This window comes from Pseudomonas sp. AK181 (assembly GCF_051122975.1).
Lineage (GTDB): Bacteria > Pseudomonadota > Gammaproteobacteria > Pseudomonadales > Pseudomonadaceae > Aquipseudomonas > Aquipseudomonas lactis.
This window is the reverse complement of sequence record NZ_CP146348.1, coordinates 3,417,129-3,432,556: the sequence shown is the minus strand read 5'-3', so window position 1 is coordinate 3,432,556 and position 15,428 is coordinate 3,417,129. Positions and strand designations below refer to the sequence as shown.

Here is a 15,428-nt window from a genome sequence, read left to right as displayed (position 1 = left end):
CGCAATAAACCCACGCGCACTGAATGCGCGGTGTGGGTGAGAACGTTGGAAGTGCCGCGGAATATAGCGCCGCCATGAGGTAGGGTCGATTAGCACAAATGGGCTAATGGCAGTTTGAGGTCATGGAAGGAGCTTGCGATGCTGGAGATAAAACGCGCCACTCCGGACGACGCGCAGCAGCAGGCGGTTGAGCAGGTTGTGCTGGATGCGACACTGAACGCGGTGAGTTTTTATAGAGCGTGCGGGTATGTGGGCGATGAGCAGGCGGTGTATCGCTCCCCGTCCGGGTTGGTGCTGGCGTGTGTACCGATGGTGAAGCGGTTGCGGGTTATGAATCCCGCTTGAATGCAGTGCGCAATTGGGTCAGTTCAGCGTTATCGGTCATGGGATCGAGGGATTGCGTACCGAAAGCGTTCAACCCCACGATCCAACTGTGGGAGCTGGCCTGCGATGAAGGCCTGCCAGCCGACACCAATCTACCTGATACCGCACGATCCAATTGTGGGAGCTGGCTTGCCTGCGATAGCGGCCTGCCAGCCAACACCTATCTACCTGACACCCTGCGATCAACCTGTGGGAGCGGGCTTGCTCGCGAAGGCGGCCTAGCAGTCAACGCAGTTGGATTGTGTACATATCCATTGCTGCGGTAACGGCTACTTAGGGTTCCGCCTGACGGCGGGTCACTTTGGAAAAGAGCCCCAAAGTAACCAAAGGGCTCTTGCCCCACCACTCGGCACCTCGCTTAGGCTCGGTGTGCCCGTAATCCGCCAGTGATTTGGGGGGCCGCCGCCACGCGCCATCCATGGCGCGGGGCGGCTAAACCGGCATCCCTGCCGGTTTACCCCCCAAATCCCTGTCGAATTCCGGCCAGCGTGGTTTAACGGGGCGCCTGAGATCAAGATCAAAAGCAGATCAAGAGCAGATCAAGAGCGGCTCGCTTCGCATCGTGGTGACGTGGGAGAAAAAGCGGCCTACTCAATGCATCTTGCTATGGTCCATCTTGCTATGGTCCATGCCATCCAAGCCACGCGCCGTTGCCTTCACTTCGACAGCCTGCTTTTCACCCTTGGCATCTTGCACCGTCAGGGTCAGCGGCACCTGGTCGCCTTCCTTGATCTGGCCAGTCAGGCCCATCAGCATCACGTGGTAGCCGTTCGGGTCGAGCTTGACGGCTTTTCCTGCCGGCAGGGCCACCGCATCCACCGGGCCCATGCGCATCACGTCGTCCTTCATGCTCATCTCGTGAATCTGCACGTCCTTGGCCACTGGCGAAGCGACGCTCAGCAGTTTGCTGTCGCTGTCGGCGGTGAGGGTCATGAAGGCACCGCTGGATGGCTGGCCCGGTACGGAGGCGCGAACCCAGGCGTCGGTCACTTGTACTTGGGCGCTGGCGTGCGCGGCGAGGCCCAGCAGGGTGAGGCCGAGGGTGAGACGCTTGAGGTGTTGAACGGCAGTCATTAGCAGACCTCCATGACGGTGAGCAGGTCTTCTGCGCACTCTTGAGCGGTAAGGGATGCCTGCAAGCCAAGGCGCAGGTTGCCACGGGTGTCGAACACGAAACTGGTGGCGGTGTGGGAGAGGGTGTAGGTGTCGCCGGCGGGGATCTTTTCATAAAAGATCCCGAACTCCTTCGCGGCTACGGCGATTTCTTCCGGGGTGCCGTAGAGCGCTTCGAAACTGGGGTCGAAGGCCTTGACGTAATTGTTGAGAATCTCGGGGGTGTCGCGCTCGGGGTCCAGGGTGATAAACACCACCTGCATGATCTTGCCATCGCGGCCCATCAGTTTCTTGGCCTGGGCGGCGCGGGCCAGGGCGGTCGGGCAGACCGCCGGGCACTGGGTGAAGCCGAAGAACACCACCGGCATCAGGCCGCGGTACGAGCTCAGGGTGACGGTTTCGCCGTCGGTGTTCTTGAGCTTGAAGGTGCGGCCCATGATCTTGTCACTGAGGTCCTTGCCGTACTTGAAGTTCAGCTTGGGGCTGTAGTCACAGCCGCCCAGCAGGCTGCCCAGGCCCAACAGGCCCATGCCGGTCAGCACTTTGCGGCGGGTGAATAACGTACTCATCAACTGTGCATCCTGTGAAACGCCTGCAAGGCAGTAGAGCTGCCCCACCAGGCTTTGAAAAGGAGTAACGAGAAGGGTGCAGAGTCTAGCAACCCTGGCCCGTGCGCGTAATCTGCGACGTTCTGCCACAGGGGGGCGGCGCATTTCGTGCTTTTGTGGCTTCGGTGGTAGAGTCGCCGCCATGAAATTGTGCCACTCTGACCGCTCACTGATCGCCTGGGCCCTGTACTTCTGCGTGCTGATGAACCTGTTCGCCTGCGGTTTGGGGCATGGTCAGATGATGGGCCAGCAGCTCAACGGCATCGGCGGGCTGTTCTGTTCGGTGGACGGCGGCCAGTCGCCCATTTCCGACAAAGGGTTGGCAAACCCGTCTTCCAGCAACATCTCGAACTACTTTGCCTGCCCGGTGTGCAACGCGGTTACCGTCGCCCTGGTGTTCCTGATCGGCCTGGCCTGGCTGCTCGGTCTTACGCAAACCCCACGTGTCGCCCATGAACGGCGCAACAAGGCGCCTCCGCGCTATTCCTGGCCTTCGGCCAACCCTCGCGCTTCTCCCGCATCCTGACGTGTGCCTTGGGCTTCCTGTCACCAGGAGGCATTCTCTCGTCACGATTGTGAGAACACTCTATGAACCCTCAATTGCCTGCCGGCGCCGGCCGCCTGGTCAGCAAGGCGTCGCGGCGCCTGCGTGCGCAACCGGCGCTGTCTGATTACCCGAGTAATTCGCGCTGCTTCGTGCACCTGGATGCACGCCTGCTGCCTCACTGGCATACCTTGTTCGACATCTGCCCGGCGTTGCTCAAGCTCGACCCACCGGAGGGCTTGAACCTGTTTCGCGCCTTCATGACCTGGGCCTATCGCAACCAGCCGCCGCTGGACTGGACCTACCATCTGAACGTATGCCGCTGGTTACTGAGTTCGGCGTACCGCACGCAGATCGATGAGGAACCGATCGAAGCCTTCATGGCCGCCGCGGCCGCGCGTTGGGTGCTCACCGACGACAGCCCGGCGGCAGGCGTTGTCCTGAGCTGGCGCGATTGCACCCTGTTCGACTGGAAGGGCCACCCTTCGATTGCCGCGCCGCGACCGGCATTGTCGCCACCCGCCTGGGATTTTGCCTGGTGCCCATTGAGTGAGCAGGGTGCATTCAGCGGCTGGCTGCCGGTGCCATGAAGCGCCGCGCCCGGTAAGCCTCACGACACCCTCGGAAGCCCCGCACACGGCGCAGCGTGCGCGGCCCGCAGGCTGGCAGCGACCTGATGACTAGGCTCTAGGCTTCTTTGGTTTTTCAGGTCATCAGGTTATGTCTTCTTTGCATCACAACACGCCCACGCTGACGGTGGTCGACCCGCGAGGGTTGACCGTGCGCAGCGTGGCGTACCATCGCAATACCGCGCAGCAATCGCCCACCGCCCAGGTCACGCGGCAGGTGTTCGACGCTCGCGGCCTGTTGCAGCAACAGTGGGACCCCAGGCTGTTTGAGTTGCACGCTGCCGATCCCGACGTGCTGCCCAATCTCGCTCATCGTTATAGCTTGGGCGGGCAACTGCTGAGCACCGACAGCGTGGATGCAGGCCGCCAGACGCGCTTGCTCGGCAGCGGCGGCCAGGTCGTGCAACAGTGGGACAGCCGGGGCACGCGCCAGCGGTTCGAATACGACCCGTTGCTACGCCCCGTGGCGGTATTCGAGCGCGCCCAGGAGGCTGCGGCTGAACACTGCGTGGAGCGCATGACCTATGCGGGCATGACGTCCGCTGAGGCGGCGCGCAATCGCTGTGGCCGCATGATTCGGCACGATGACCCGGCAGGCACGCTGTTCGTGGATCGCTACGACGTGCAAGGCAACGTCACCGAGCAAACCCGGCGCCTGTGCAAGTCGCACACCGCGCCCGACTGGCCGCTGCCCGTGAGTGAGCGGGATGCGCAGTTGCAAGCCGAAGCCTTCACCACCGCCTGGCAGTACGATGCGCTGGGGCAACGGCTGGAGCAAATCGACGCGCGCGGCAATCGCCAGCAGTCCCAGTACGGTGTCGATGGCCAGTTGACGAAAAGCGAGATCCTGTTCAAAAGCGGAACGCGCAAGACCCTGGTGGATCAACGCAGCGTCAACGCCTCGGCCCAAGTGTTGAGTGAGCGCTTGGGTAATGGCGTGGTCAGCGTTGCGGAGTATTCCGATAGCGATGGGCGTTTGACCCGCTTGAGCGCCCACCTGAAAGATTCGGCAGGCAAGCGCCTGCAAGACCTGTTCTACAGCTACGACCGGGTCGGCAATGTGTTGCGCATCCGCGATGCGGCGCAGCCGACCCGCTGGGCCGGCAACGCGCAGGTGGAGGCGGTGAGCACATTCGAATACGACAGCCTGTCGCGATTGATCAAGGCCACCGGCCGTGAAAATGCGCGCAATACCGGCGCATCCGCTCTGCCGGGGCGAGTCTCGTTCGGCGCCAAAGACGACAACCTCTGGGGCAACTACACCCGCCACTACACCTACGACTCGGCCGATAACCTCACGCAGATGCGCCATGTGCCCAGCACCGGCAGCGGTTATACCCAACGGATGCAAGTGGGCGAACACAGTAATCACGGCGTGATTGCCCGCGAGGGCGCAAAGGCGCCGGGCCTGGGTAACGGCTTTGACCACAGTGGCAATCTCCAGGCCCTGGCGCCTGGCCAGGCGTTGACTTGGAATGGCCGCAACCGGTTGGTCCGCGTCGCGCAGGTGCTGCGTGACAATGGCGAACATGACGATGAAACCTATCTGTACGACGGCGCAGGCCAGCGGGTGGTCAAGCGTCGAGTGGCCCACGGCAAGACACAGGCTCACACCCACGAAGTGCTTTATCTGCCTGGGCTGGAACTGCATCGCCACGGGCCGGATGGCGAGTGGTTGAACGTGGTGCTCGCTCAGGGCGGGCGCCATTCGGTCAGGGGGCTGCAATGGGAGCAGGGGCGCCCCGCAGAGATGCAGGATGAGCAATTGCGCTTTGGTCTCGACGATCATTTGGGCAGCAGCACCCTGGAGTTGGACGACAGTGCCGGCCTGTTGAGCCAGGAGAGTTATTACCCGTTCGGTACAACCGCCTGGTGGGCGGCAAAAAGCGCCCTGGAGGCCAGCTATAAAAGCCGGCGTTATTCGGGCAAGGAGCGCGACGCCAGCGGGTTGTATTACTACGGTTTCAGGTACTACGCGCCGTGGCTGTTACGGTGGATCAGCGCTGACCCGGCGGGGGCGGTGGATGGGTTGAACCTGTATACGATGGTGGGGAACAATCCTATTGGGTATGTGGACGATGACGGTTTACAGCGCCGTTCGATGCTGGAGGTGGTGACGGTTCTGCTCCTGGTGTTGTTGATCGGGCATGGGGTCGGTCTAGAGGTTGGATACAGGGTCGAGCTGGCTTACTTCGGGCTGATTTCAGGAGTGGTGGGCATCGTCCTTTACGCGAATCAACGGCTAAGCACTACTGAAGTTCGGCGCAGAGCGTTTTATGAGCAATCGGCATTGGCCGGTGCACAAGAGCTAGGCCGCCGACAGGGTGCTACCGAACAGGAAGTCAGCGAGTTGGCGGACTTTTTCCTGGAGCACCGACTGGCCACCGTCGACACTAAAAGCCTGTCCTACGGACTGACGCCTGCAGCGCGGGGCGGGCTCTATGGCTACATTGGGCCCACCGAGCGCAGGGAGCAGGCGGAAACGGCTTCTCGAACGGAGCGCAACCCCAGCTTTACGCTTGCCAGGTTGGGATTTGTAGGGATAGAACTTCGCGCCCCGACCCGCAAGGTGGGCGCCAGCCCGCTTCCACCAGCTGGGCTGACCCACACCGAAGTACAACCGCAAACCCGGGTCACGAGCGTGGGCCGCAGGGGCTCGGCGCCTGAAGAGCCCGTCGCGCAACCCGTCAGCCCTGGGCCTTCTTCCGGGCTGCAGCCTGAGCGCCTCGTAATTGACGTCGAACCTGTCCTGACTGAGCTGCGTGGCCAAGGAGGAGGGATTATCCGGAATGTGATCAACCGCCTGGAAGCCCGCACCCTGGATTTTCATACCGGACATGCCATGGCGGGTGGGCAGAATGTCCGCAGTTTTGACTTGCTGGGCTACCATGGGCAGCGCGGTCGTGGCGCCTATCGGGTGCTGATCCAGCACGTCAGCGGGCTCAACTATCGGGCGGTCAGGGTGATGAACCCTCACCGCCGTTGATACGCGCGACGTCAGGCCAAGGAGCGCGGGCCGTGTAACGGCCCGGCTCTGTTGTCAGGCCGGCGCGTGCGTGTCGTTTTCGTCCTCGGCGATGCTGTACCAGGCGTGGTAGGCCTGGCGCCGCGTGTCGCCGTTGGCAGTGATCACGCGCACCGGGCGCCCCAAGGCGTCATGAACCTGTTGTTCGCTGGGGCGTGAGGTGTTGAAGGCTGCATCGTCGATATAACCGGCACGGTCGGCGAAGTAAGGTCGCCAGGTGCGCGCCAGGCAACCCTGATTGTCGTACTCCACACGGCCACTGATCCGCCAACGGCTGGTGGCCTCGATTGGCTCGGCGCCCGCGCTCAACACCCCGGAGTCAGCGACTGCGTAGGCCGGGCCCGGTTGAGTTTTTTCCTGGGTTTGCCGCACGCGGCCAAAGCCGTCGCTGAAGGCGAGGGCCACCTGGATCTGCGGGGTTTGCGCCGTGCCTTGCCAACGGTCGGCATGCAGCACCACGGCGTGCACCGGCACTTGCCTGGCCGCCTGAATCAGGCGCTTGAGGCTTTGATGATGGGCCAACGGAGCGGCCAGGCTATTTAGGCGTGCCAACGCCGTGGCACGAATATGCCCGCTGGGCAGCAGGTAACCGTTGCTCACCCATTGCGCCTCGATGCTGGCGGGCGGAATGTGCCCCATCCAACTGAACACATCGTAGAAGCACGCGCTTTGAGCGTTGAGCAACGCCGACTTCGGATCGGCCAGGGCCTGCGCCGGGCCGGCATCGGGCGCGCGGATGAAGGGCGTTGGGGCGTCATGGCCGACGGGCTTTCCCTGCTCCTCACCTGTAAGGCCGGTCGCCAGCAACTGCCCGTGGGCGTCGTAGTGCGCGTAGCGTTGCGTGCGTTGTGCGTCAGTCACTGTTACCGGCAGGCCAAGACGGTAGTCGTATTGCGCCTGGGTCGTGCAGCCGTCCGCCGATTGCACTTTGGTGATGTACAGCCCATAGCGGTCGTACTCGGTTTGCGTGAACCCATGGCTCAGGCTCGCCTGATGCCGACGAGGCCGGTAGAACATTTCGGCCCGGCCATAACGGGTGTAACCTTGGCCGAGGGACCACAGGGTGATGGCCTCGTCCTGCGCAGGGGCTGGTGACAGGCACGCAGCCATGGGCCGATAGTGCTGTGCACTCAGCGTGGCAGTGATGGCGCGGCCCTGATACACCTCCAGCGCCTGCTGATCGAGTTCGGCGGTCTCGACATAGGCGAGCAGCGCCTGAAAGCTCGCGGTTCCAGCGGCCAAGGGTTCGGTGTGCTCCGCCATGCAGTAATGGTGCATTGTCAGCCCGCTCAGTCGACGTTGGGCAGCTGTTCCCAATGGATCGGCCGGGCCCTGCGCAATGAAGTGTTCATAGCTTATTTTTTTAATCGCTAACGCCTCTTTGCTCAGCACCAGCACGTTGCTTCGCTGCTGGTAGGGCAAGTGCAAGCGCCAGCGTTGCGCGGCGTCCAGGTGGATGAAGTTGGCGCGGGTTTCGTTGAGGTAGTAAGCCTGCTGCGCCGAATCGTGTGCGTCGCGCCACCACTGTTGCTCGTGGGCGGGCCCTGGCGGCGGGGCGTCGGTGGCCGTCTTGCGGCGCGCATAATCGACCACCACGCTGTGCAGCGTGCCGGCGTAGCGGTCCCAGCGCAGATTGAGGCTGTGCCGACAGCACGGGTCGTCCGGCTGGCGCTCATAGCAACAGGTCAGCGACTCCAGCAACAGTGGCAGCAGCACCGCCGGTTCGCCGGCCTTGGCCGTAGGGTTTAGTTGGCGTATGAGATAGCGCTGTTGCTGCACCGAATACGGCACTGCCTGTGGCGGCGCATCGGCGGCGGCATAGACCTCTTCACGCAGCAGACTGCCCGCCAGTGCACGCCGCATGGCGCGGCGGGTGGTTGCGCTGGGCGTGGCGATCAGCGTATCCCCTGTGCGCCCGGCGTCCAGCTGGCTCAGCAGGGTCGGCCCCAGCGCCGGCGCCTGCGGGTCGCCCGGGTAAAAAGCCTCCCGCGAGGGTTCAAGTGTGTGGAACCAGCGCTTGGTCAACACACCTGGCGGCGCATCGGCTGTGGGCGGTTGTTCGGTGTGCAACACCAGGCCAAAGCCGTGGAACTGGCGCTCCTCACGGTCATAGCAGGCTTGCCGGTAACGAAAATACTGGGTGGAACGGTTGCCGCTGACCAGGTCCTTTTGCTGTTGCCGTTTGACCACCTGTACCGGGAACGCAAGGCTACTGCCGGGAGGCCTTCCCAGGGTTTGCCAGTGCTGTTTTTCGTCAAGCCATTCCTGGGCGCTGCTGCGGTAGCTCAATTGGGTGGTGGCCCCCCGGTTGTTGAGCGTGGCGGTTAACAAATACGGTTTGAGACTGACGAAGTCATACCGCCAGTGCTGGGGGGTCATGTGTGGCACGCTCAGGATCAGGCTGGAACAGCCCAGGCCTTGAAGGTCGGCAAAGCTGACCTGGCACGTCGCGTCATGGCGCACGCCCTCGGGCCAAGGCAATGTCAGTGGCTCCGATGCCATCCCGTTGCCGGCGCGGTTCATATAGATCTGTACGTGTTCAGGCGCCAGGTAAATCAGGTCCACCGCGCCTGAACCATCCAGGTCGGCGAGGCGAATATGGACGGCATCGAAGCTGGCGTGGTCGAACGCCAGTGTGGCGAAGACAAACCCTTGGCCGAAGCGTCCGCGGCCGAGGTTGGGCCAGCACTTGATTTCGTTATGACGAATACGCACCAGGTGTTGTTGGCCGCTGCCCAGGGGGTCGCAAAAGGCGATCAATTCGGTCGGCGTATGGCTGAGGGTGGGCAGCCCTTCATCGTCGGGCGCATGGCGTACCTCTTGGCCAGGATCAAACCCGCCGTCCTGGCGCTGGGCATACAGGCGCACGCTGCGGCTGCCGATCAGGGCCAGGTCCAGCCTGCCGCTGCCCATCAGGTCGGCCAGTTGCCCGTGGGGATGGAAAAACTCCTGGGGCATCGCCGCAAAAGGCACAAAGCCTGACCATTGGCGCTGCGAGTCGAGGCTGAAAAAACCGCTCAACCCCGGTTGCGCCACCACCCATTCCAGTTGCCCATCGCCGTCAAGATCCGCCAGTGCCTGGCGCGTGGCTTGGGTGCTATCGGCCAGGGGGACGCGTGGCAACGCCTGCCATGGCCCATAGGCCAGCGCATTGCTGTCGGCCGGGCCGGGCGCCCTCAGCGGCTCGCGGTAGTACCAGCTTTTATCGGTGCGGTGCAGGATGCCCGGCAAGCCGTCGCGGTACAGGTCGACCAGTTGGTAATGCTGCCCATCGTTGATGCCCGCCATGGCGTCGAACGCCTCGTAGCGCGTGGCGTCCAGCTTTGGTACGAAGGCGCTGTAGGCCAGCTCCAGAGGCGGCCAGGCACTGGCGTTCCCTTGGGCGTCAAAGGCCTGGTTGTGCACGGCGTTCAGGCAACTGCCGATGGCGTGGCGATCGGTGTACTCCAGTAACAGACGCCGTGTCAGCACCGGCTCGGCGCCCAGGCTCGGCTCGTCGGGGAAGTAATGAAACATCAGCACTTGCTGGCACCGCCGCTGGGTGCCGAGCTCAAAGCCATAGGCATAACTGCTGATCGGGTCGTTACGGACCGGCCAGGCGTGTTGTTCGGCATAGGTCGGCACTTGGCTCAGGCCGGTGTGGCGTTCGCCATAATCGAGCAGCAGTTCGAAGTGCCATTGCTTGTCTGCGAGGGCGTCTGTGCGCCACAGCGCCAGATGCTCAAGGGGCTTGAGGTTGCCGTAGCACACCCGCGCCAGATAACGCTGGGCGCGATAGTCCCTGGCGGCGCTTGGCGGCGGGTCGTCGTGTTTGTAGTGGTAATAGATCTGCTCACCCAGCGGGTTGAGGCTTTCCTGCAACAGCCATTGGGCGACACGTAGGCCATCGTTCGGGTCTGCACAGCGCGCGATCAGCGTTTTACCGAACAGATGCACGCAGCCGTCGGCCCCCTGAACCAGCCAGAACCCGGCCTTGTCGCTGTCGCAAGACCAATGCTCGATGCGGTCGAAGCGCGCTTCTATCACCGGAAAATAGCGCACCACCCGATGGGGTTCATCCAGGGCCAGGCCGTTGTAGTGGTCCCAGGTGGTGGCTTCAATTGCGCCGTCGGCATCACGCTCAGGGATCATGTCGATGCCTTGGGGGCTGATGAAACGGTCGTCATCGCCGTAGGCCGGTACGCCCTTGCGGGTGTCACGGCTGATGGCGCCTGCCGCCATCGCCCAGCCGAGGCCGAAGGGCCCGTTGCCCTGGGCGCTGCGATAACCCAGGCTCAATGCAGGCGTGAAGCCGCGGCCGGGCGAAATCGGCAAGGGCACCTCCAGGCTCGCTTCGCCCCGCGCGCCCACGGCGCCCCATTGCGCGCCAGGGCCCTGGATGGCGCCACCGCCCTTGGGCAGCGTCGCAATCTTCGGTTCCAGGAGGTCGGACGGTTGCGCGCTCATCGTTGACCTCCGGTGTTTTTAGCGGTGTAACGCAGGTGCACGATGATATCGGTGAGGGATTCGAGCAGCGCGCTTTGCCGGGCGTGGTTGGGAAAGGTCAGTTGCCAGGTGGAGATGGCCCCGGTGTATTCGAACGGCAGGTAACGCTCGTCGCTGTCGAAGTTCAAGGTAAACAACCCGCTGTCGTTGAGCCCGCTGGACAGGGCGATTTGCTGTTTGGCGCGCAGGTCTTTTTTTACCTCAGCGTCGGTGTGTTTGGTCGCGGGGGCGAGGTGCGTGGTATTGGCGGTCTGGGTCAGGATGGCCTTGATGTCTTCATAGGGCCCCAGCGTGGCGGGCAGGGACACACTGACGTGCTTGATGCGTCGCAGGTAATGGCCTGGGTAGTCGTCGTCAAACAGCTTGAGGGTCAGTTCAAAGGTCAAGGTGCCGGTTTTTACCAGGTCGGCTTTGAGCGTGGCCCAGGGCATGTTGCGCGTGGCCATAGGGTCTTGACTGTGTAGATGGCGCAACGACACGGTTTTAGTGATCTCCAGCAAACGCTCGTTGTGGGTGACGTAGGCGTTGCTCATGCTCAGTAGATTTTGCTTGAGCGCTTCGCCGGCGCTCAAACCGCGATATTGATGGGTCCAGCGCTGGGTTTGGATGAAGTGCTTGTCCCACTGCGCGCGTTCTTCCTGCCAGCAGGCCTCGGCCGCCAGGCACAGCGACAGGGTCGAGTCATAGGCCTGGTAATAGAAGGTCGAGAGTTGGCCGTTGAGCCATTGATACAGCTGGGCGTTGGAGAAGCGTTTGCCGAGTTGGTCGTACAGGGTGCGTGCTTGGGTCAAGCTGGTCTGGGCCAGGCCCAGTTGCAAGCGGGTATGGGCTTGTTGCTCGGTGTACGCCTGCAGTTGGGCGTCGACCTGGGCCAGCTCAAGGCGTGCCTGTTCCAGCGAATGGGCCCACTCGGCGGCACGCCTTGCAAACAGGTCAGTGCGGTCCAGGTGGGCAGCGTTGGCACGCTTTTCATTGGCGATGCCTTGGGACGCCGCGTGCAGGGCGTGAAAAGCGCCTTCGTAGCGCACGCCGCCGTTGGAGGTGCCAAAAATATTCGGTATCAGCATCGCCAGCCCCGCGCCGGCTTGTGCCACGGCGGCGGCGGTGTCCCAGCGCGCACTGTCCTGATACTCCTGGGTGGCCTGGGCCTCGGCCGGGCTGATGCCACGCTTGAATTGCTGTTCGAAGAACGCCACCCGCGCTTCGACCATGCGGCGTCCTGCCAGCAGCGCCTCCTTGTTCCGCGCATCGAACTGCACGGCCTGGGCTTGTTGCTCGACAGCCAGCCTGGCCAAGTCCCAGGCTTGCTGTTGCTGGGTTTCCAGGTACTGGGCCTGCTCTTTGCGTTCGAACAACGACAATAAGGTCGTGCCCAATTGGATCAGGTTATCGACCGCCTGCAAGGCGTGCCCCAGCAGCACCTGGAAGCGATAGTGCGCGGCCTGGGCGGTGCGCAGCGACGGGCGCAGGCTGACGCCGACAGCGCCTTGCTGGTACGCAGCGAGCAGTGTTTGCGGCGTCAGGGTCGCGGCGTACAGCGGCAGGCTCAAGGGTTTGCCGGTCAGGTCCAGGTGATGGCGCAGGTTGTGCAGGCGAGCTTCGATTTTGTCCCAACGCAGCAGCAAATCAGGGCTCAGGGACCGACACAGCCGCGAAGTGCCCGCAGGCACTGTCGTGCTATCGAGCGTGGAAGGGTCTTGCAGTGTGTCCAGGGTGGTGGTGGCCCAGGGATCGACCGGGTTGAGCGGCGGTCTTGGCCCGAGCAAGCCCTTGGCGCGGATGTACCACAACTTGGCGTCGGCCAGGCCGTCACGGGTCATTTGCCGGTAGGCCGCGTCCCCGCGATTGAGCAGGATGTCGACGTACAACAGGTACAGCGCCTGACGAAAATGTACCGCACTGCTTTTTGCCAAGGGGTGCGACAGGGACGAAGCGTCGTGGCGTTGTGGCGCACGGGTAAGCAGCGCAGGCAGGCGCCAGAAGTCGGATGGGTGGACGGGATCGAACACGTAGCGTATCCACGTTTCGGCCTCGGCGTATTGCTGTTCCTGGTTCAGGCGTTGTGCCAACAGCCAGGGCAGGTAAAGAAACAACTCCCAGTAATAGGTGCCATGGGGTCCCTGGAAGTCCAGTGGGCTGGGCTTTTCCTCGCCGGGCAATGGCGGCTCGCGCCAGGCATCCGGTGCCAAGGCAAACAGCTCATGCAAACCTGTGCCGGCGGTTTTTGCCAGCAGCCCGGCCACGCAGGTGTTGGTGCGTATGGGCGGCCGTTTGTTTTCAGGCGTGTCGAGGGACTCGATTGCAGAACCTTTGAAGTCGATGAACTCTGCCGTGCCATAGGGTGGAGTCGCGAGGCGCTGGATAAACGGAGCCAGCGGAATGATGGGGGCGCTGTTATCAGGCGGCAGGGTGAAGGTCGCGGTTTTCAGCCCGTAGCCCAGGATGATGGGGTCGGGGTAATGCACATCGCTTTCCAGCAGCAACACGCCGTGAATCAGCGTCAATGAGGCAGCCGGCTTTTTAGCGAGGTCCTCGTCATAAGGGTGCAAGGTCTGGGGGGAGAGTTCGATCTGCGACTCAAGCGTGTGCGTCTTGGAGAGTTCAGTGAACGTATCGCGCAGGGTGCGCCGAGAAGCGTCTGCCAGACCGACGAGTACCGTGTTATTGCGGTGTGGGCTTTCCGGTAAAACGTTATGCCCCTGTTTCGGATACATCAACACGGGTTTGTACAGGCGTTGTTTCTGCTGGACCTGAACCTTATCCAACTCTAAATCGTAGGCATGACTCTCTGACTCTCCCTGTATGTTAAAGAACGCCAGCGTGACGGTATAGGTGGCGTCCGGCGTATTGAAAAAATAGTCGAAGGCCTCTTGGCGAATGCGCTTTGCGCTCAGATTAAAGGTTGTGCTTTTCGGGTTTTCTTCATCTTTACCAATCTGCGGCAGGGTAAAGGTCGCTGCCTGATTATCTTCATCCTTTATAAACTGGGCATAGCTGACCCCGGTCTCATTGCACTTGAGGGTTAAGTCGATGCGCACGTTGGAGAAGGTAACCAGCTTGGCGCCTTCCAGAAAAATCTCCGAGGTGGGGCTTAACGCCAACGTGTCGTCCTGGGCAGGCCCGCTGCTGCTGAGGGTGATGGTCAAATTGACCAGCGCATCTGCCTTGCTGAACCTGACGGTGCGGTGCGGCTCGAAGCGTTTATCCAGGCGGGTGGTGACTTCCAGTACCGAGGTCGTTCGGTTGAACTTGATATCGGTTTTGGCCGACAGGCTGCGAATGTACTGCTGGCTTCCTCCGTAGTTCCAGCCGTTGGTAGCCTCATGGGGCGTACCGTTGGTCAGCGATTGGACTGCGACCTGGACCGTTTCGGGCGCCCTGAATTGAAACCTGGACCTGTTGTGGTGCCCGAACAGGGCCAGGTACCGCCCGGCCAGTTCCGATTCTTTATGCCAGGAGAACATCCGCCGGGTGCTGCCCAGGGTTTCAAGCCAATGGACGTTGAAGTGTTGATCCAGCCGTACCGCTTGAAAGAAGTGCCGATGCAGGCCGTTGTGCGAGGAAGCCGTTTGATGGTTCGGCTGCGCGCTCAGGCCCAGGAACAGTGACGGCGGTTGGCTTTTTGAGTCGAGTACGGCGATGGACGCGGTGGCACTCATCAGGTGTTCCGCGCTCAGGTCGTCCAGACCCTGGGCCAGGCTGTATTCCTGGATGCACGCCTGTGGCACGTGCCAACTGTCATCCAGTTTTTTATAGGAGAAGTACAAGCGAAACTGCAGGTAGGTGGTCTTTATCCGCGTTTCCAGCCGCTGCTGGTAGTCCTTATTCGATTCAACATCGCCGCGCCCAAACGGGGTGATGTCCCTGGACGACGTCGGGTTAATGCATTGGGCCCACACCACGAAGAGGCGCCCGTTGAACACCACCGGCCGAATCGTCTGTTCGGGGACGTTATCGTCAATCGACAGCGGGATCTTTTGCCACGCGGACCAGGCTGCCGGGGTGGCTGCGGCGCCCGTGGCCATCTCCAGTGTGCGCCAGTAATAGGTGTTATCCGAACTGGACTTGCCGGTGAAGTAATAAGTGCTGCTGGCGAAGCTGTCTTTATCGCCGTCGATATAACCATTGAGGGTCTTGATGTTGGCAAGTGCTTCGAAGCGGCTGAGGTAACTGTGGGCGGCTGCCTGCAACGGCGCAGGCTCGATGCGAAATTGATTGAGCTGGTTCTCCAGTTGCCTGAAGTTGTCGCTTTTGTCATGGCGCAACGTGGGGCTCAGGTAGGTGGCCGGGTAATGCTGAAGTTGCTGGTGGGCACGCCACAGTGAATAGGACAGCAACTGGTCTCGCCACTGGGTCTGCTCGTCAGTGCTCATGCCCTGTTTGTCGTAGCCAGGCTCCAGGCCGAGGTAAATGCCGGTGATGTACTGCTGCAGGCTGGCGATGGCGCTGGCGACACGGGTGGTGGGTACCGTATGGCTGACCTGGGGGTCGAGCAGCCAATAGGCATAGACATCGTCGACGGACTTGACCGTATCGGCCACCGCCTTGTCTTCAGGCAGCACGCTGTTGAGATAGAACCCCAGCATCGCGTCGCGCAGGTGTTCGTTGAGGTGTTGGGTGAGGGTGTCAGACATGGTCAT

General features: G+C 62.1%; 7 protein-coding genes and 1 pseudogene. 4 read left to right on the top strand and 4 right to left on the bottom strand.

All coding sequences use genetic code 11. The features are described from left to right. Positions 1–171: 171 nt before the first annotated feature. Positions 172–345 (top strand): annotated as a pseudogene (locus V8689_RS15665) (GNAT family N-acetyltransferase); the annotation flags it as partial. A gap of 630 nt (positions 346–975) precedes the next feature. Here the strand turns inward: V8689_RS15665 and V8689_RS15660 are convergent. After that, complete coding sequence (locus V8689_RS15660) at positions 976–1,458, bottom strand: copper chaperone PCu(A)C (protein ID WP_056787363.1); 483 nt, start codon at positions 1,456–1,458, stop codon at positions 976–978. Then, entirely contained in the window at positions 1,458–2,066 is a 609-nt protein-coding gene (locus tag V8689_RS15655) for an SCO family protein (RefSeq protein ID WP_003191741.1), read from the bottom strand. The genes V8689_RS15660 and V8689_RS15655 overlap by 1 nt, the downstream gene beginning before the upstream one ends. Before the next feature lie 181 nt (positions 2,067–2,247). On the opposite strand from V8689_RS15655, the gene V8689_RS15650 reads away from it, so the two are divergent. The 3 genes from V8689_RS15650 to V8689_RS15640 all read left to right on the top strand — a co-directional run bounded on the left by V8689_RS15650 (position 2,248) and on the right by V8689_RS15640 (position 6,264). Next, complete coding sequence (locus tag V8689_RS15650) at positions 2,248–2,631, top strand: DUF2946 domain-containing protein (protein WP_056787366.1); 384 nt, start codon at positions 2,248–2,250, stop codon at positions 2,629–2,631. Positions 2,632–2,693: 62 nt separating this feature from the next. Beyond that, positions 2,694–3,239 (top strand): putative natural product biosynthesis protein, encoded by a 546-nt coding sequence (locus V8689_RS15645; protein WP_056787369.1) that lies wholly within the window; start codon positions 2,694–2,696, stop codon positions 3,237–3,239. Between the two features lie 130 nt (positions 3,240–3,369). After that, positions 3,370–6,264 carry an RHS repeat-associated core domain-containing protein gene (locus tag V8689_RS15640; RefSeq protein WP_056787371.1) on the top strand — a complete coding sequence of 965 codons (2,895 nt, stop codon included), beginning with the start codon at positions 3,370–3,372 and terminating at the stop codon, positions 6,262–6,264. Between the two features lie 54 nt (positions 6,265–6,318). Here the strand turns inward: V8689_RS15640 and V8689_RS15635 are convergent, their stop codons facing one another. Beyond that, positions 6,319–10,749, bottom strand: coding sequence for a SpvB/TcaC N-terminal domain-containing protein (locus V8689_RS15635; RefSeq protein WP_056787375.1), 4,431 nt, complete (start codon positions 10,747–10,749; stop codon positions 6,319–6,321). Next, complete coding sequence (locus V8689_RS15630; RefSeq protein ID WP_056787378.1) at positions 10,746–15,422, bottom strand: neuraminidase-like domain-containing protein; 4,677 nt, start codon at positions 15,420–15,422, stop codon at positions 10,746–10,748. Before V8689_RS15630 ends, V8689_RS15635 begins: the two co-directional genes overlap by 4 nt. Between the last annotated feature and the right edge of the window lie 6 nt (positions 15,423–15,428).